The organism is Pseudomonas sp. 22072, assembly GCF_052046095.1.
Lineage (GTDB): Bacteria > Pseudomonadota > Gammaproteobacteria > Pseudomonadales > Pseudomonadaceae > Aquipseudomonas > Aquipseudomonas paracarnis.
Map to the genome: position 1 here is coordinate 25,223 of NZ_JBQEQE010000010.1, position 16,905 is coordinate 42,127.

Genomic DNA, 16,905 nt, shown 5'->3' on the forward strand with positions numbered 1-16,905 from the left:
GCAGCGGTAGTTCAGTCGGTTAGAATACCGGCCTGTCACGCCGGGGGTCGCGGGTTCGAGTCCCGTCCGCTGCGCCATATCTGCATCAAGGCCCACTGAACGCCTTGAAGCACAAGGAAAGCCACTGGCTCACCTTGATCCGATAGCAAAGACCCTGGTCGAAAGACCGGGGTTTTTTGTGTCTGGGGTTTGAAAAAAAGCCTCATCTTCTTCGCTACCAACAGCGCTCATTATCGGCAAACGGCCGGCAGAACATTTCGATTCTGTCGGCCGTTTTGCGTTCTTGTGTCAAAAAATTTCAATGTGGTTATTTGCCGCAGGCGCAGAAACCTTTAAAGTTAACCCTTCGGTCAACTTTGCACTGTCATCATGGCCTTTTGATTCGTCGAGAAAGGTTTCTGCAAGTCTCCAGATTTGGTGTACTTAACCATAAGGGCGGATTTATAACCGCTCAGAGGATGATCCATGTCCAACCGTGAAATAACCCGGCGCTCGTTCCTCCAGGGCGGGCTGGTGGCGGGTGTGAGTGTCACGCTCACGCCGCTCAGCACCCAGGCGCTGGCTGCCTTGATGGAAAACAGCGTGACCGTGCCGTCTGAAAAGTGGCTTGGCCATAACGGCAAGGCGCGCCAGCGTAACGATGCCTTGTCGAAAGTCTGCGGCAGCAAGGTGTTTGCCCGCGACATCCGTTCCAAGGACATGCCTGGCTGGCCCCAGCAGCAAGGTCACGCCATGTTGCTCAAAACCATCAAGGCCGACCACATCTACGCGGGCTACGACCTGTCGTGGCTTGGCGCCGAGTTGCAGCCGGACCGCATTGTCACCGCTGCCGACCTGGACAAGGACGGTATCGTCTTCCCGGAAGAACATGCGCCGGACCCGTTGCTACCCGAGGGCAAAGTGCCGATGTTCATCGGTCACCCGGTGGCGATCCTGATCTGGAACGACTTCGAGCGTTTCCGTCAGGCCAAGAACAAACTCAAGTTCAATGACAAGGCGATTCGTTACGGCGCCAAAGTGCCGTATTACGAAGGTGACCCCTACGGTAGCTTCCGCTACGTGCGCGTGGGTGGCCCGACCTCGGCCGATGAAGACGAATTCGCCAGCCTCAAGGATTCGATCCTGTTCCCGATGCTGAAAAACCGTCGCCCAGTGTGGAATTCCCAGCCGAACCTGCACGGCAACCTGACCGAGCGCGGGCTGTTCTACGCCGAGCGCATGAAGAGCCAGATCAACACGCCACCGGACAACTGGCTAGTGTTTGACGAGCGCTACAAAACCCCATCGATCGAACCGGCCGCCATGGAGCCGGACAACGGCAACGGTTGGTACGATCCAGCGACCAAAACCCTGCACTTTGTGGTGGCCACCCAGTGCCCATTGGAAGTTGCGACCGAGACCGCCAAGATGATCTCGCCGTCGCGCTTCGGCCTGGCTCATCTGAACATGCACCCGGGTTACACCGTGGGTTACGGTTCCAAAGACCACAACATTTTCGTCTACTACGCCGCCCTCGCTGCGTTGTATGGCGCTGGTGTGCCGGTGCGCCTGGCCAACGACCGTTACGAGCAATTCCAGAGCGGCATCAAGCGTCACCCATTCGATATCCGCTATCAGTTGGCGGTCGACAAGAACGACCACAGCTTCAAAATCTTCCTCGCCGACATGAGCGTCGACGGCGGTGGCCGGATCAACTACAGCCCATCGGTGGCTGCGGTCGGCGCCACGGCGGCGCAGTCGATCTACTACATGCCGCAGAACGACCTGCAAGTCACCGCGTACCATTCCCGTGGCGTTGAAGCCGGTTCGATGCGGGGCTACGGCACCCTGCAAAGCATGGCGGCGACCGAAATGATGGTCGACGAAATCGCCGGCCGCCTTGGTGTGGATGCCATCGAGCTGCGGCGCAAGAACGCATTGCGTTCGGGCATGAAGAACACCCAGGGCGCGATCCCTGCCGGTGCGTTGCGGCTGCACGAAATTCTCGACAAGGCCGCTGTGCACGACGTGTGGAAAAACCGTGACGCGATCAAGCAACAACGCGAAGCCGCAGACCCGGATAACTGGTATGGCGTCGGTTTTGCCATCTGCCAGAAAGACTTCGGCACCGGTTCCGAAGCGCCGATGGCCAGTGTTGAATTCAGCGCTGACGGTCGCATCAGCCTGCGCCACATCGGAATCGAAATCGGCACCGGCATGTCCACTTCGCAGTCGCTGGTGGTTGCCGACTTCCTCGGCAGCCCGGCCCACGAAGTGAAGACCGGCGAAACACAATGGCAGGAAATGCAACTGGTCACCGGCGGCAACCCTTACACCATGAGCCAGGCCGAGCAGGACAACCTGCTGCGTAACCCGCGTTGGGTGGGCAAGCTCGCTTCGGCGTCTTCGGCGACCAACTCGGCGTACTACTTCAGCCACGCCACCCGCGAAGCGGCGCGTGTGCTGTTCAACCACGGCCTGTGGCCAGCGGCGCTAGAGATCTGGCGCCAGGGCCCGTTCGGCGGCCAGGCCAACCCCTATGTGGTACGCCGCGAAGACGCACATTGGGTGGACGGCAAGCTCACCGCCAACGGCATGCAGCCATTGAGCTTTGAAGAACTGGCCAGGCGCGCTCATGAGCGAGGCCTGGTCACCGCTGCCACGGTCCACGGGTTCAACCGCTGGAGCTGGGCCGAGGCTGAGTACAGCATCGACGGCGTGCGCGAGCGCCTGCCGCTCGACGGTCTGGCGGTGAAATACGGTGATGGCGCACCGAAAGCCAAGCAGGCGCTGATGAGCACTGCCGGTTTCCACCTGCTCGATCGCCAGAACGTCAGCTATCCCGCCACCCAGTTGAATAACGCTGCGGTGACGTACTACAGCCCCGTCGCCACGTTGGTCGAGTTGAAGGTCAACAAGGGTTCGGCGCAGGTCGAAGTGCTCAATCACCATTCATGGGTCGAGTGCGGGCGTGTGCTGGTTGAAGAGTTGGTCAAAGGCCAGCTCGAGGGTGGAGTGGCCATGGGTATCGGTCACGCCTTGATGGAAGAAATGCCGTTGTACGAAGGCGGGCCGGGGGAGGGTGACTGGAACTTCAACCGCTACCGTCTGCCGATGGCGCGTCACGTTGCCGTGTGGAAACAGACCTCGGAGATTCTGCCGGCGCTGTCGCCAAGCGACCCGTCCAAAGGTATCGCTGAAGTGGTGATGATCCCGATTGTCGGGGCCATTGGTAATGCGGTGGCACACGCCATCGGTAAACGTGTTCGCGACCTGCCAATCACGGCTGCACGCATCAAGGAGGCCCTCAATGGCTAACCGTCCGCTTCAACTGACCCTCAATGGTCAACCCGTCGGCCCGGTGGACATCCCTGATGACCTGCCGATGATCGACTACCTGCACGAATACAAAAACCTCACGGGCTCGCGGCTGGGCTGCGGCCAAGGCATTTGCCACGCCTGTGTGGTGATCGTCGACAACCCGGACGGCACCAGCGAAGAAGTGCGCACCTGCATCACTGGCGCGCATTACTTTGAAGGCAAGCAAGTGCGCACTATCGAAGGTCACGCCAAGCGCGATGAGTCGGGCCAGGTCACTGAGCTCAACCCGATCCAGCAGCGCTTCGTGGATGAGTTCGCCTTTCAGTGCAGCTATTGCGCGCCGGGCTTCGTCAATGCGGCGACCGTGTTGGTGGAGAAACTGCAACGCCAGCCGACCGTGTACAGCAAGCTGGAACAAATCATCGAGGACAGCCTCGGTCATCACGTCTGCCGTTGTACCGGGTACGTGCGTTATTACAACGCCACCCGCAACGTGCTGACCGATCTCGGCCTGGTCAAGGAGGGTTAAGCATGAAGCTTTTTCTGACCCGCCTGGCCTTGGCGGTCGGCCTGGCCGCGCCGGTATTGTTTGCCCACGCTGATGATCAAGCCAAGCGCGGCGAATACCTCGCCCGCGCCGCTGACTGCATGGCCTGCCACACTGCACCGGGCGGCGCGCCGTTTGCCGGCGGCCTGCCGATTGTCTCGCCGTTTGGCACCATCTATGGCACCAATATCACGCCAAGCAAAGAACACGGCATCGGCTTGTACAGCGATGACGAGTTCTTCGCTGCGTTGACCGAAGGCAAGCGTCGCGACGGTGCGTACTTGTATCCGGCGATGCCCTACACCTCGTACCACCTGATGCCGCGTGAAGACTCGGACGCTATTCATGCGTACCTCAAAACCATCGAGCCGATCGAGCGCGCAGCGCCGGTCACGAGCCTGAGCTTTCCCTTCAACGTGCGCCTGGGCCTGATGGGCTGGAACGTGCTGTACGGCAAAGCGCTGAAACTGGAACCGGCCGAAGGCAAGAGCGAAGCCTGGAAGCGCGGCCAGTACATGGTCGAAGTGCTCGGCCACTGCGGCGAATGCCACACCCCACGTGGCCTGCCCGGTGCGATGGAGCTGGACAAGCGCCTGACCGGCGGCATCCTCAATGGCTATCTGGCGCCCAGCCTGCTCGCCACCGACCTGGCCGCGCGCGGCTGGAATGAGCAGGACCTGGCCACGTTCCTCAAGCATGGCATGAGCGCACAAGGGACGATGTTCAACGAGATGTTCCCGGTGTTCCACAACAGCACCCAGGGCCTGAGCGATACGGACCTGGCCGCGATGGCGACCTTCCTGCTCGGTGATAAACCGCCCGCAGCCAAGGCGCTGGTCGAAGTGCCGGTGGAACACCTTGGCCCGAGCGCTCAGCGCGGCCGCCAGGAATACCTGAACGTCTGTGCCGGTTGCCATGCCGCCGATGGTGAAGGCAAGCCGCACATCGCGGTGGCGATGCGCGGCAACACCACGCTGCGTCTGGAAGACCCGCGCAACCTGGTGCGGGTGATCGAGGACGGGATTGGCGAGCAGAAGTTCTCCGGGTTCGAGCACATGCAACCGATGCCGGGCTTCGCGGGAAAACTCAGCCCGGAACAACTCACCGATCTGATCAATTACCTGCGCCAAGGCTGGGGCGGGCAATCGGCGGAGCTGGCGGTGAGCGATGTGCAGAAGCTGCAGGCTGAGGCGCCGTCCATCGAGCACAAGGCGCACTGACATGCAGCATCTGGATCTGCAGGTGATACGACGGGCGCTGGCGTGGTCGGTGGCGGGGCAGCGCATTTGGCTCTGTACGGTGCTGGCCACCTACGGCTCGGCGCCGCGGGCGCCGGGTTCGCTGCTGGCGGTGAACGCCGCTGGGCAGTGGATTGGGTCGTTGTCGGGTGGTTGCGTCGAGGAAGACTTTCTCGAACGCGTCGCCGAAGGTGCGTTTTTCGCTGCGGTCAACGTGGTGCGCTACGGCGCAGGGGACGATCCGCGCTCGCGGGTCAGCCTGCCCTGCGGCGGCATTCTCGATGTATTGGTTGAGAAGTTCGAGCCTGACTGCGAGGTGCAGGCGCACCTGCGTGAAGTGGAGTCGGCGCTGCTCGGGCAGCGCCGCTTGATTCGCCAGGTCGACCTGGCCAGCGGGGCGCGCAGCCTGGTCGCTGATTGTGAGCAGGGCGCGCGCATCGAGCGTGACAGTGCGCGGGTGCGCATCCGCGTCGGTGCGGCTCAGCGTCTATTGCTGGCCGGGTACTCCAGCGTGGCGCAGGCGTGTGCCGAGTTTGCGGTCGGCCTTGGGTTTGAAGTGATTCTCTGCGACCCACGCGAGGAGGTGCTGGAAGGCGTGGTGCTCAATGGCGTGGAGATTCGTCGCCAGTTGCCGTCGGTGTTTATTGCCGACGGCGGCTGTCACCGTGATACGGCGGTGGTTGCGCTGACGCATGACCCGCGTATCGACGATCTGGCGATGATGGAAGCGGTGCGTACCGACGCGTTCTACATTGGCGTGATGGGGTCGTTGCAGACCTCGCAGAAGCGCTTTGAGCGACTGCGCCGCATCGGTGGGTTGGGGGAGCCTGAACTGGCGCGGATACACGCGCCCATCGGGCTTAACCTGGGGAGCAGGACGCCGTCGGAAATCGCGTTGGCGGTATTGGCGGATATCGTACGGATTCGTAGCGGGATTGCTCGCGACCAGCTCTGAGCGCATCTTTGCTTGAAGGCTTGATGTAAATGTGGCGAGGGAGCTTGCTCCCGCTGGAGTGCGTAGCGCTCCCAGGCTNGGGGCCGCTTCGCAGCCCAGCGGGAGCAAGCTCCCTCGCCACAGTCTGCCTGTGTTTACATCCCGAATTTATCCCGCAACCCGTAGTACCAAGCCCCCAGCGCCGCAAACGGCGTGCGCAACATTTGCCCACCCGGGAACGGGTAATGCGGCAGGCCCGCAAACGCATCAAAACGCTCAGCCTGACCTCGCAAGGCCTCCGCCAGTACTTTGCCTGCCAAGTGCGTATACGTCACGCCATGGCCGCTACAGCCCTGGGAGTAATAGATGTTGTCACCCAGGCGACCAACCTGCGGCAAGCGCGACAGGGTGAGGAGGAAATTGCCGGTCCAGGCGTAGTCGATCTTCACGTTCTTCAGTTGCGGAAATGCCTTGAGCATTTTCGGTCGGATGATCGCTTCGATATTCGCCGGGTCCCGCGCGCCATAGACCACGCCGCCGCCGAAGATCAGGCGCTTGTCGCTGGTGAGGCGGTAGTAGTCGAGCAGGTAGTTGCAGTCCTCGACACAGTAATCCTGGGGCAACAGCGTCTTGGCTACTTCATCGCCCAGTGGTGCCGTGGTGATCACTTGGGTACCGCACGGCATCGACTTGGCCGCCAGCTCCGGCACCAGGTTGCCCAGGTAAGCGTTCCCCGCGACGATAATGAACTTGGCTCTGATCCTGCCTTCAGCAGTGTGCACCACCGGATTGGCGCCGCGCTCAATGCGCACCGCTGCCGATTGCTCATAGATCGTGCCGCCCAGGGATTCCACAGCCGCGGCTTCACCGAGCGCCAGGTTGAGCGGGTGGATATGGCCACCGCTCATGTCCAGCAAACCCCCCACATAGTTGTCACAGGCCACCACCTCGCGGATGCGGCGCTCGTCCAGCAACTCCAGTTGCGTATGGCCGTAGCGCTCCCACAGACGCTTTTGCGACTCCAGGTGGCCCATGTGCTTGCTGTTGAGGGCGGCGAACACGCCACCGTCCTTCAAGTCGCACTGGATCTGATACTTGGCCACGCGCTCACGGATGATCCTGCCGCCTTCAAACGCCATCTGCCCCAACAACTGCGCCTGGTGAGGCCCGACGCTGCGCTCGATCACGTCGATATCGCGGCTGTAACTATTGACGATCTGCCCACCGTTGCGGCCCGAGGCACCAAAACCGACCTTGGCGGCTTCCAGCACCGTAACGCGAAAGCCGCTCTCCAGCAAAAACAGCGCACTGGAAAGCCCAGTATAGCCGGCCCCGATCACGCACACATCGGTCTCGACTTCACCTTGCAACACAGGACGGGGCGGAACTGCATTCGCGGAAGCGGCGTAATACGACTGGGGGTAGGGGGTGTTCGCCATCCTGGAACCTCTGTTTTATATTTTTTACGAGTGCGCCGATCCTACCTGAGTTAAAAATCGCCTGCCAGCCACCCGAAAATCACGGGTGTACCCGGCGCAAATAAAAAATTCGCATATTCATAGGGTTAGCTGCAAAAAAGATGTTGACACCCCTTCGGAATTCCGTAGAATGCCGCCTCACAGCAGGCACGTAGCTCAGTTGGTTAGAGCACCACCTTGACATGGTGGGGGTCGTTGGTTCGAGTCCAATCGCGCCTACCAAACAAAATCCGCTCTGCTGGGCGGTCTAGAAGGGCCCACCGAAAGGTGGGCCCTTTTTTGTTGTCTGGATTTCATGCAGAACGTTCACTAAATATAGGGTTCGTTCACACTGGGCAATGTGAACGCTGATCTTGTTGCGGTTAGGGTGTGGCTGGAGTCAGGCAATGTTCGTTGAGGGTGATGCCGAGGGTGACAATTTCATTGTGCATTTCGACTGTGCCTTGCAGCACCTCTTGTACCCAATAGCTCTTAAATTCTTTTCGGTGATGCTTGAAGGCCGCTACCTCCGCCCCACCTCCAAGATATTCACCAGTACCCTCTTCGTACTTCTGTGATGTCTTGTGCGATATGAGTTGACGGTGTTTGATTGTGTTGCTGAATCCAGCGAGATATCTAAACCAATGGAGCTTAGTGGCTCGTGTTATTTCCTTTCTCAGTGGGCCTTCAGGAAGGGTGTCACGCACCTTACTGATGGTGCAATCCTCAATCGGGATTGGATTGGGGAGTGCCATGGCGTTAACTATCTGAGCAAAGATATCGAATGTATTGCGGGTGATATTGATTGCGGCAATCAGGTTTGCTTCGCTCGCGATTTTGGCAGCCGCGAACTCCTCTAGCTCCTCGTCGGACCCTGCCATCATTGCGGCAGCAAACATCTTAATCCCGTCCGGGTCGTGATCAGCGTTATAGGCGGCAAACGCTTTGCGAGCCGCATTCTTGTGGTACTGATATATGCATAGGGATTGATAAACCGAGTCGACGGTGCTCAGCAGCCATTTTTTTTCGGGTTCGCTGGTGCGAATATGTTCCTTGAGTGCATGTAAATTCCACCTTCTCCACATGGTTGCTCCTTTGACTGTTTATTTTATGGGATAGCTTACGATAGACATCTGGGCAGCCAGTGCGACCATCTGATCCCCTTGCAACTCGACCGCAGGGAAGCTGGAAAATCGAACATTCCGACCCGAAAGATCCAAAAACAGCGACTTATCAGTGAGCTCCAGTTTAACCGCCCCTGCGGGATATATTCCCTTGTCTTTCTCTGTGATAAGGAACGCCAGTGGAAAGAAGGAAAGGAGGCTCATGCAGCACATGTTCTGCCCGTTTTTCACGCTGAAGAGCTTGATGTTTTGATGATGCTTGTGTGGAAAGAACCAGTAGAAGATGTCGTGTGTATCGCTCATGGCGTGATCATCGCCTAGCACAAACTCCTTCAGTGGATCGAAGTAGGGTGTGGATTGGCCGGGTTTAAAACATTCTTCTACCGACGTGGCAGATAGGACGTGACCAACCATAGCGCGTGCGTACTTCAGGGCGTTTACTGGGGTGTGGACACTCGAAACGGGGCTGTTCGCATACTTGAAGAAATGGTTGATTTTGAGCGTTAGAGACTTACAGACATCGGCGATTTCTCCGTCATTCTGACCCAGTGCCGTCATATTGCAGTTTCGACAGATTGTGCGGAATTTGCTGCCATTCGGAGATCGCACGCCCTTCAATTTTGGGAGTTGAAGGTCGAAAGCTTCGGTGAGGTGGACTTGTTCCACCGCAGTTACCGTGATGCTTCCTTGTGGGGGGACATGATCTTGGGAAAGAGTTCCGTATGTGCCACAGATCAGGCAATGGCCGCTTGTGATTTTGGTGTGTTTGCTTCGTTCAGATAGTGATTTTGCAAAGTCACCCATGACGCCCTCTCTCTCAGTTCCTTGTACGTTTTGTTTGTAGCACGAGACTGATTTTCTATCTATTTTCGGGTAGAGCCTTTACCCCTCCGCCAAAAATAAGTGGGCTCACGGTCTGGAGACGCTTATTTCTGCTCATGTCTGTCAGCCAGTAGCTGTGCAGCGTCTAACGCGAATTGAAGGACGTTTGCAGCCTCTATAAATGCTTCTGGGTCATCCGTACCTTCATAGATGACCCCGCCTTCTATGACGTCCTGTACGACGCTATCGACGTACTGATAGAAACTCACAACCAGCTGAGCATCATCTGGAGAGAGGTAGCCAAGTTTCCCAAGATTGGCGACGTAGACCCTGCAATAGTGCTGTGGGATTCTTCCCTGCAATGAAGCTAGCGTTCCTCTTCCGCCATTCCGAGTAACTGGTTTCCCATTTCGGTTAGACCGGCATGGTAGCCTCGTTCTACGGCAATTTTCCTTAATACCAATACCTCAGCAACGATAGCCACGCGCACGCTTGTACGTTCCTGCCAGCTTTGTCAGAACCACCCACCGACTGCTATTAGAGCGGTAAGGAGCAGGCCTGCGGTGCTGATGATTTCACCGGTTTGCATTGCATTCTTCCCTTTGTGCTAGATGCGAGCAGATCCGAGGTGGAGGGACGGGGCACACGATGCTCTCTCCCTCTCAAATCGAATTAATGAGTTAGCATAGGATAACCGATGAGCGAACTGTTTGAGCGGTGGCTAAAGGCGCACCATGAAGCGTCAGATAAAATGAATTACTTCATGCTCGGGGCGATCTTGGCAATCTGTGCTTACTTCGCCCAAACGAATACGTATGCCAAGCTTGGTCTGAATCAACAAACCTTCTTGATTGGAACATTGCTGATTTTTGGCCTGAGTGCATTCTTTGGATTCAGGCGGATTGAATCAGGTTTGCACGTGGTAAAGCATAACGGTGACTACATCCAGTGTCTTGAATTGAAAGACAAGGAAGGGGCGCGTGCTTGCTTTCAACTGATGAACGAGGCATCGGTGAAAACTGGCGTTTTTTACAGATGGCGGAACTACACGTTGGTTCTGGGATTCGTGTGCTTTCTGGTGACGAAGGTGGCTGGACAGTACCTCATCTGAGGGGCGGTTGCTTCGCTGATATAATGCGACCCTAATGCAGATTTTGTATATATTGGAATTTGTAAGGCTCTGGGACCTGCTCGGGGTCGTGATTCAATCATGCTGGAAACCACCTCAATACCATGTAATACAAGGCTTTCAGCACTTCTATTCGTGCGGGTCACGTCCCTTCAGGGCTCCTTCCGCAGAGCCACCTGACGACGGCGCTGCCGTTCGGAGACGCGGCGCTCATGGAGGCGGTCCCCGGAACTGAAAGTATCTACTCTCATGCGTTTGAAGCCGCTCATGACAGGCTTCAGGTTTTCCTGGATTTTCTTGATTTGCTCAGCTATTTGCACTGCTGGGTCATTGCTACCGAGCTGAGTAATGCCGTCATAGTCAGCCATATCAAATCTGTAGACGTTGAGCTCTTTAACCTGACTCGAAGGGGCTCGCCTCCACGTTATGCTGATGGTGTATGCCTTGTCTTTCAGTGGGGCGTACTCTGATAAGTAACTCGACAAGCCTTGCCCAGGCTTGAGTACGCTGATCGTGTTCAATGGTATTTCTAATTGGCTACCGCGAGCCTCCCCATTCTCTAACGGTGGTTCAAAAGCGATGGATATGTCATAGGCTGTAGCGTTGCCCGTATTATCAACTTTCAAATCAAAGTGGAGCATCGACCACCTGTTCGGTTCTATGGTGACTACCACGTGAGGCTGAGACGCAGCCTGTACCATTCGAGTCGTTTCATTCGCCAATACTTTGGTGACTCGCCATAGAAATATCGTCGCAACAGCGGTGACCAGCGTCCCGAGAACGCCGCCGATAGCAATGACAATGCTGACCCAGTCAGTAGATTGTTCCATCAGTTGTCCCTGCACATAGGTAAAGTAGCTGGAGCGTAGCATGCATATACGGATGTATTTTCCATGCCCCCGCCAAAATTTGGGTGCACGTTTAGATAACTGTTCTATTTCTGATCGGCAGAAATAATTCTGGTGGTTTTGCCCTAGGTGCTAAGCCAATCGCAAGGGGTGTAAATGAAGGTCGCAGCTTTTCTAAAATAAGATGGGGTAAGTGGCCCCGAATAGCTTGATTTGAGGTATCTGCGTAGCGACCATCGTCACGCTGCCTTCATTTCTTTCTTGATCCTGTACACCGTGGCGACACCGCAGTCAGCCAGCTTGGCAATTTCATCAGCAGACATTGTTGGATGCTTCCGCATCAGCGCCTGTACCTCAGTCCACTTGGAAGTGTTCCTGCCTTTACCTGTTGGCTTCCACTCAGGATCAGCGGTACGCTTGTTCTCCAGTCCTTGCTTGATGCGTTCCACACGTTTCTCTTGATCCAGTCGTGCCATGGTAGCCATAAGGTCGATGAGCATCTTGTTGATCACATCCATGATTTGTCCGGTAATCCCCTTCGCTTCAACCAACATGTGACTAGTAGGAAGATCAGCCACAACCAGACGCAATCCCTTAGCCTTTATCGTGCCCTTGAGAGTGTCCCAGTCAGCCTGTGAGAGACGACTCAAACGGTCTACCGTCGCCACTCTCGGCAGTATCGAGCAAGGCAAGCAGCTCAGGGCGGTTGAGCTTGGTCCCACTGATGTTCTCGGCTTACACACCAACGATACTCAAACCCTTGTCGACAGCGAACAACTCCAGAGTCACTTTTGCACGGTTGGCGTCTTGGTCTTTCGTTGATGCTCGGAGGTGGAGGTGGGCGTTCATGGCGTACTATCTTTTACCCTTGTATTCGATAGATAAATCGATGTTTGAATCGCATAGCTATCCGCAATAGATATCTGATAGTGATTGGCGTGTGGCTATCGAACTACCAGTTACGTCTACCTATTTGATAGCGTTTATCGACTCAGCTTTTGAATTCCGGCCTAGATGACGTCGGAGTTTAAACCCAGAGATTCCAAGGCTGAGGCGACGCTTTAGCGGGCGTCTACCGAACCTCCTGCCTTTTTTTCATCGCACTGGACACTTGATGTGGTTGCAGGTAGCGTCAGTTACTTAGTCGACATGACAGGGATACAATCATGGCAGATAGGCACCCGTACTCCGGTATTGCAGGGCTGACACAGACCGTTGCCCAGCTCAGAAAGTCGTTCCCTGTCCAATTTGGCTCAGATACGATGAAAAAACTAGGGATAGCACCTAACAACGAAAGCTATGTATTGAACACGCTGCGATTTCTTGGTGTGCTCGATGAGGATGGGAAAAAGGGGCAAAAAGTTGGTTCGGTTTTTAGCCAGCATGAAGATGTTGAGTTTCAGCGAGGTTTCTCGGAAATCGTCTCTTCAGCTTATAGCGAGCTTTTTGAGTTGCACGGAGAGGGCGCTTGGACGCTCCCGTTGCCCAAATTAATCGCTTACTTCAGGCATACAGACAACACGAGCGACATTGTAGGAAAGAAACAGGCCGCGACATTCCAAGCACTGGGGATACTGTCCGGTAAATTAGACGGGAGCGTACGAACGCCCACACCTAAACCGAAGACAAGCGACACATCCGCTCCTACTCGTGCAGTGCGCTCTAAGACTGCCAAAGCTACTCCGCAGCTACCTGAAGTCGAAATCCCCTTGCCCATTCAATCAGCTCCCCCGGTAGCTCAGTCTTCCGCCATGGCGCTTACTGTCAGGGTCGAAATTAACCTACCCGCTGGCGGTGACCAAGAGACCTACGACCGCATCTTCAAAAGCATCAGAGAGAATCTGCTGAATGGCAACGTCTCTTAATCTCTTCGAAGAAATAGTCCGCAGGACGACAGGGGCATTTGATGGCGAAAGTGAGGTCAAAAACATTGTCCTGCATCCATTTGAGCTAAGAAATATTCATCAAGGTCTTTATGGGAAGGTCAAAAAGCTTTTCGACAATGGTCACTGTGCAGAGTCTACATTCGAGGCATTTAAGCTTATAGATAAGCTTGTACAGCGGTTATGCCAAGTGGATGAGTCGGGCTTTAAGCTCATGATGAATGCCTTTAATGAGAGTAAGCCAATTCTCACCCTTGCCGACTTATCGACCACGAGTGGCCGAGATGAGCAGAAGGGTTACAGCTTTCTTTTCAGCGGAGCAGTGATGGCCATTCGAAACCCCAGAGGGCATGAGATAAACCTCAGTGACGATCCCGACACCTGTTTAGATCATCTTGCATTTGCCTCTCTGCTGCTTAGAAGATTGGAGCAGAGTGGTTTTTCCTGATTGCGAAGGCTAGGATTTCCAACAGCACATGCTGTGTAAGTCCAGCACTTCAACCCGGCAACCGCTGCTCGATCAATTCTCGTCCAAAGATCGTTCAAACTCAGCGATCAGCTCGCGGAGCTGCACGATATCCATGCGGCGTGTCCCGCTTTCAACGTTACTCATGAACGACTGTGGACGTCCAGAGCCTCTGAACACTGTACTTGGTTCAGGCCAGCCGCCTTCCTGTGTTTCTTCAGTAGGGTCAGCAGGACTGCGTGTTCGGGTTTGTAGACACTGGAATTTGGGCAAAGGAAAGTCAAGACGCCGGGCGGCGTCTTTCAGGGCTTGTATGTCCAATCAGGCGAAAAGCGTCGCCACCGCCAGCAGGCAAATTACCTGGGCGAACAGCTGGCAGCGTATTTCGCCAAGCGTGGTCGCCATATTACTCATTTGTCCGGCATACATAGCGGGAACCCTCATTGTCGGCACGACGCCGTGAATGAACTCCAAGTACACACAGCTGCATCGTGGAGTATAGGCGCTGATCAGGAATTTTCCCTGCCGACGCCCTAGCGAGTTCATCCTCGCGATTTTTCCAAAAAAACTGCGCTGAATCTCTGCATGGCACCGTACCGCCCGAAGCCATCCCCCCACAAAAATTATTGGTTTGCAGCAACAATTTTTCTTGTTGGACACCCCCGGCCCCAGGCAGCAAAGTTGCCGCCACTGACGCTCGACCTTCCAGGTCAACAATAAAAAACCGAGCCGACTGCACGCCACTTTCAAGCTGTGAGCCCTTTGCCCACATCCTGCTGTAATGGCGCCGCAGCGCGCACTAAAGGACCTCCCCGCCATGCAAACTGTTGTGAACTTATGGCCGTTGATCGGCGTACTTGTCATCGTGGTCGGCTTTGTATTGCGCTTCAATCCGCTGTTGGTGGTCACCGCGGCCGCCATCGCCACCGGGCTTGCCGCCCAGTTCCCCCTGGAAAAAATTCTTGCCACCATGGGTGATGGCTTCCTTCAGACCCGTGCCTTGCAACTGATTCTGTTATTGCCGCTGGCGGTGATTGGCCTGCTGGAACGCCATGGCCTGCGCCTGCATGCGCAGAACTGGATTGCACGCTTCGAACGCGCCACGGTCGGGCGCTTGCTGATCATTTATCTGTTTGTGCGTGAGTCCACGGCGGCCATGGGGTTGACCAGCCTGGGTGGGCATCCGCAGATGGTGCGGCCGCTGCTGGCGCCGATGGCCGAGGGCGCAGCGGAAAAACGCTATGGCAAGTTGCCGGATAAGCTGCGCCACAAGGTACTGGCCATGTGCGCTGCCACCGACAACGTCGGGTTGTTCTTTGGTGAGGACATCTTCGTGGCCTTTGGTGCGATTGCGTTGATGCACACCTTCCTGCTTGGCTCGGGGATTGATGTGGAGCCGCTGCACATTGCGGTGTGGGGCATCCCGACGGCGATCTGCGCCTTCATCATTCACGCTATCCGGTTGCATCGTTTTGACCGGCGCTTGACCCGCGAAATGAGCTCGGCCACCGCTCCGGTGGAGGCTGCTCAATGATTATTTCCATTCAATACCTGTACTGGCTGGCGGGCGTGCTGTTGCTGATCACCGCCGGCATGACCCTGCTCGACCGTTCCCACCCCAAGCGCTGGTCCAGTGCGCTGTTCTGGTTGTTGTTCGCCGTACCGTTCCTTATAGGCGAGCGCCTGCCTTCGGTGGTCATCGGAGTGGGTGTGGTGGTGATGGCATTGATTGCGGGCTTGGGCGGCGTTGGTCGTGGCCGCCATGCCGAATTGCACGACAAGGCGTCCCGCGCCAGTGCCGGGCGCCTGGGCCACAAACTGTTCATCCCGGCGTTGGCGATTCCGCTAACCACGGTGATTGGTTCAGTGTTGCTCAAACACACCGAAATCGGCGGTGTACCGCTGCTGGACCCGAAGAACACCACCTTTGTCTCCCTCGGCATCGGTTGCCTGATCGCCCTTGGCCTGGCCTGCTGGCTGACCCGGGATACGCCGGTACAAGCGTTACGCGAATCCCGTCGCCTGACCGAAGCCCTGGGCTGGGCCATGGTGCTTCCGCAAATGCTGGCGATGCTCGGGCTGTTGTTCAGTGAGGCCGGGGTGGGCACGGCGGTCGCTCATGTCACCACCACCTACATCAACCTGGACTACAAGTTGGTGGCGGTTATGGTCTATGTGTTGGGCATGGCCTTGTTTACCGTGATCATGGGCAATGGTTTTGCGGCCTTTCCGGTGATGACCGGTGGCGTCGGCGTGCCGGTGCTGGTGGGGATTTACGGCGGCAATCCGGCGGTGATGGCGGCGATTGGCATGTTCTCTGGCTATTGCGGTACGTTGATGACGCCGATGGCGGCCAACTTCAATATCGTACCGGCGGCGTTACTGGAGCTGCCGGATAAAAATGCGGTGATCAAAGCCCAACTACCCACGGCGCTGATGATGCTGGTGGTCAATATCGTGCTGCTCTATCTGTTGATGTGAGGCCACTGTGCAAAACGTATTGCTGACGGGCTTCGAGCCCTTTGATAAGGCGGCGGTAAACCCCTCTTGGGAGGCCGTGCGCCAGTTGGACGGTGTGCAGCTGTGCGAGGGGGTGCAAATGGTTGCGCGTTGCTTGCCCTGCGCATTTGCCACCGCTGCCGAAACCTTGCTGCAGTTGATCAACGAACTGCGGCCGGCAATGGTCATCGCCACGGGCCTGGGGCCTGGGCGCAGTGATATTTCCGTCGAGCGCGTTGCGATCAACGTTAACGATGCGCGTATTCCCGACAATCTGGGGGCGCAGCCGATTGATATTGCGGTAGTGGATGGCGGCCCGGCGGCGTACTTCTCGACGTTGCCGATCAAGGGCATGGTCAAGGCGGTGCGTGAGGCGGGCATTGCGGCCTCGGTATCGCAGACGGCGGGGACGTTTGTGTGCAATCAGGTGTTTTATCGCTTGCAGCACGCCTTGGTGGGGACTGGGGTGCGCAGTGGGTTTATTCACGTACCTGGTTTGCCTGACGCGGGCGAGCATTCGATGTCGCTATCGACAATAGTCGAGGGGTTGCGTGTGGCGGCATTGGCAGCCTGGCAAACCCAGGTAGATATCGCCTTGAGTGGTGGTCAGGTGAGCTGACGGCAGGCGCTGTTGTTTGTGTACGCTGTGTTGCGATTT

At 56.6% G+C, this 16,905-nt stretch carries 14 protein-coding genes, 2 tRNA genes and 1 pseudogene; 12 read left to right on the top strand and 5 right to left on the bottom strand.

The window, feature by feature from the left end; all coding sequences use genetic code 11:
• From ACTJLA_RS12600 to ACTJLA_RS12620, 5 genes are all read left to right on the top strand, one after another.
• A tRNA-Asp gene (locus ACTJLA_RS12600) sits at nt 1-77 on the top strand.
• 388 nt (nt 78-465) lie between these two features.
• Nucleotides 466-3,297, top strand: coding sequence for a xanthine dehydrogenase family protein molybdopterin-binding subunit (locus tag ACTJLA_RS12605; protein WP_089042165.1), 2,832 nt, complete (start codon nt 466-468; stop codon nt 3,295-3,297).
• On the top strand, nt 3,290-3,829 hold the full coding sequence (locus ACTJLA_RS12610; protein WP_014719147.1) for a (2Fe-2S)-binding protein: 540 nt from the start codon (nt 3,290-3,292) through the stop codon (nt 3,827-3,829). Before ACTJLA_RS12605 ends, ACTJLA_RS12610 begins: the two co-directional genes overlap by 8 nt.
• 2 nt (nt 3,830-3,831) lie before the next feature.
• A complete protein-coding gene (locus tag ACTJLA_RS12615; RefSeq protein ID WP_034128254.1) occupies nt 3,832-5,067 on the top strand; it encodes a c-type cytochrome in 1,236 nt (411 codons plus the stop codon).
• A 1-nt stretch (nt 5,068) separates the two neighbouring features.
• A complete protein-coding gene (locus tag ACTJLA_RS12620) occupies nt 5,069-6,040 on the top strand; it encodes an XdhC family protein (RefSeq protein ID WP_054922410.1) in 972 nt (323 codons plus the stop codon).
• A 134-nt stretch (nt 6,041-6,174) separates the two neighbouring features.
• Here the strand turns inward: ACTJLA_RS12620 and ACTJLA_RS12625 are convergent, their stop codons facing one another.
• Nucleotides 6,175-7,458: an FAD-binding oxidoreductase gene (locus tag ACTJLA_RS12625; RefSeq protein ID WP_314550508.1), complete on the bottom strand. Its 1,284-nt coding sequence runs from the start codon at nt 7,456-7,458 to the stop codon at nt 6,175-6,177.
• A gap of 184 nt (nt 7,459-7,642) precedes the next feature.
• Between ACTJLA_RS12625 and ACTJLA_RS12630 the strand changes: the two genes are divergently transcribed.
• Nucleotides 7,643-7,719 (top strand) — tRNA-Val (locus ACTJLA_RS12630).
• 140 nt (nt 7,720-7,859) lie between these two features.
• On the opposite strand, the gene ACTJLA_RS12635 is transcribed toward ACTJLA_RS12630, so the two are convergent.
• Together ACTJLA_RS12635 and ACTJLA_RS12640 are read right to left on the bottom strand one after the other, a co-directional pair.
• Nucleotides 7,860-8,561, bottom strand: coding sequence for a hypothetical protein (locus ACTJLA_RS12635; protein WP_314550505.1), 702 nt, complete (start codon nt 8,559-8,561; stop codon nt 7,860-7,862).
• Between the two features lie 18 nt (nt 8,562-8,579).
• Nucleotides 8,580-9,404 carry a metal-binding protein gene (locus ACTJLA_RS12640; RefSeq protein WP_314550503.1) on the bottom strand — a complete coding sequence of 275 codons (825 nt, stop codon included), beginning with the start codon at nt 9,402-9,404 and terminating at the stop codon, nt 8,580-8,582.
• A 715-nt stretch (nt 9,405-10,119) separates the two neighbouring features.
• Here ACTJLA_RS12640 and ACTJLA_RS12645 point away from each other — a divergent pair.
• Nucleotides 10,120-10,533: a hypothetical protein gene (locus tag ACTJLA_RS12645; RefSeq protein WP_314550500.1), complete on the top strand. Its 414-nt coding sequence runs from the start codon at nt 10,120-10,122 to the stop codon at nt 10,531-10,533.
• Nucleotides 10,534-10,703: 170 nt separating this feature from the next.
• On the opposite strand, the gene ACTJLA_RS12650 is transcribed toward ACTJLA_RS12645, so the two are convergent.
• Nucleotides 10,704-11,381, bottom strand: coding sequence for a hypothetical protein (locus ACTJLA_RS12650; RefSeq protein WP_314550499.1), 678 nt, complete (start codon nt 11,379-11,381; stop codon nt 10,704-10,706).
• Between the two features lie 257 nt (nt 11,382-11,638).
• Nucleotides 11,639-12,248: pseudogene (locus ACTJLA_RS12655) on the bottom strand (recombinase family protein).
• 317 nt (nt 12,249-12,565) lie between these two features.
• Between ACTJLA_RS12655 and ACTJLA_RS12660 the strand changes: the two are divergent.
• The 5 genes from ACTJLA_RS12660 (at nt 12,566) to pcp (ending at nt 16,866) form a co-directional block, all read left to right on the top strand.
• Entirely contained in the window at nt 12,566-13,264 is a 699-nt protein-coding gene (locus ACTJLA_RS12660; protein WP_314550497.1) for a DUF5343 domain-containing protein, read from the top strand.
• Nucleotides 13,248-13,730: a TIGR02391 family protein gene (locus ACTJLA_RS12665; RefSeq protein ID WP_314550495.1), complete on the top strand. Its 483-nt coding sequence runs from the start codon at nt 13,248-13,250 to the stop codon at nt 13,728-13,730. Before ACTJLA_RS12660 ends, ACTJLA_RS12665 begins: the two co-directional genes overlap by 17 nt.
• Nucleotides 13,731-14,565: 835 nt before the next feature.
• On the top strand, nt 14,566-15,282 hold the full coding sequence (locus tag ACTJLA_RS12670) for a DUF969 domain-containing protein (RefSeq protein WP_014719143.1): 717 nt from the start codon (nt 14,566-14,568) through the stop codon (nt 15,280-15,282).
• Complete coding sequence (locus ACTJLA_RS12675) at nt 15,279-16,229, top strand: DUF979 domain-containing protein (RefSeq protein WP_314550493.1); 951 nt, start codon at nt 15,279-15,281, stop codon at nt 16,227-16,229. Before ACTJLA_RS12670 ends, ACTJLA_RS12675 begins: the two co-directional genes overlap by 4 nt.
• Nucleotides 16,230-16,236: 7 nt before the next feature.
• Nucleotides 16,237-16,866: a pyroglutamyl-peptidase I gene (gene pcp / locus ACTJLA_RS12680; RefSeq protein WP_096143885.1), complete on the top strand. Its 630-nt coding sequence runs from the start codon at nt 16,237-16,239 to the stop codon at nt 16,864-16,866.
• The last annotated feature ends 39 nt before the right edge of the window (nt 16,867-16,905 follow it).

Excerpts from the sequence above, each read along its gene's own strand:
- ACTJLA_RS12660 (WP_314550497.1), top strand. The coding sequence starts at position 12,566 with ATGGCAGATAGGCACCCGTACTCCGGTATTGCAGGGCTGACACAGACC.
- ACTJLA_RS12650 (WP_314550499.1), bottom strand. The coding sequence starts at position 11,381 with ATGGAACAATCTACTGACTGGGTCAGCATTGTCATTGCTATCGGCGGC.
- ACTJLA_RS12605 (WP_089042165.1), top strand. The coding sequence starts at position 466 with ATGTCCAACCGTGAAATAACCCGGCGCTCGTTCCTCCAGGGCGGGCTG.
- ACTJLA_RS12620 (WP_054922410.1), top strand. The coding sequence starts at position 5,069 with ATGCAGCATCTGGATCTGCAGGTGATACGACGGGCGCTGGCGTGGTCG.
- ACTJLA_RS12610 (WP_014719147.1), top strand. The coding sequence starts at position 3,290 with ATGGCTAACCGTCCGCTTCAACTGACCCTCAATGGTCAACCCGTCGGC.
- ACTJLA_RS12675 (WP_314550493.1), top strand. The coding sequence starts at position 15,279 with ATGATTATTTCCATTCAATACCTGTACTGGCTGGCGGGCGTGCTGTTG.
- ACTJLA_RS12625 (WP_314550508.1), bottom strand. The coding sequence starts at position 7,458 with ATGGCGAACACCCCCTACCCCCAGTCGTATTACGCCGCTTCCGCGAAT.
- ACTJLA_RS12615 (WP_034128254.1), top strand. The coding sequence starts at position 3,832 with ATGAAGCTTTTTCTGACCCGCCTGGCCTTGGCGGTCGGCCTGGCCGCG.
- ACTJLA_RS12635 (WP_314550505.1), bottom strand. The coding sequence starts at position 8,561 with ATGTGGAGAAGGTGGAATTTACATGCACTCAAGGAACATATTCGCACC.
- ACTJLA_RS12670 (WP_014719143.1), top strand. The coding sequence starts at position 14,566 with ATGCAAACTGTTGTGAACTTATGGCCGTTGATCGGCGTACTTGTCATC.
- ACTJLA_RS12640 (WP_314550503.1), bottom strand. The coding sequence starts at position 9,404 with ATGGGTGACTTTGCAAAATCACTATCTGAACGAAGCAAACACACCAAA.
- ACTJLA_RS12665 (WP_314550495.1), top strand. The coding sequence starts at position 13,248 with ATGGCAACGTCTCTTAATCTCTTCGAAGAAATAGTCCGCAGGACGACA.
- ACTJLA_RS12645 (WP_314550500.1), top strand. The coding sequence starts at position 10,120 with ATGAGCGAACTGTTTGAGCGGTGGCTAAAGGCGCACCATGAAGCGTCA.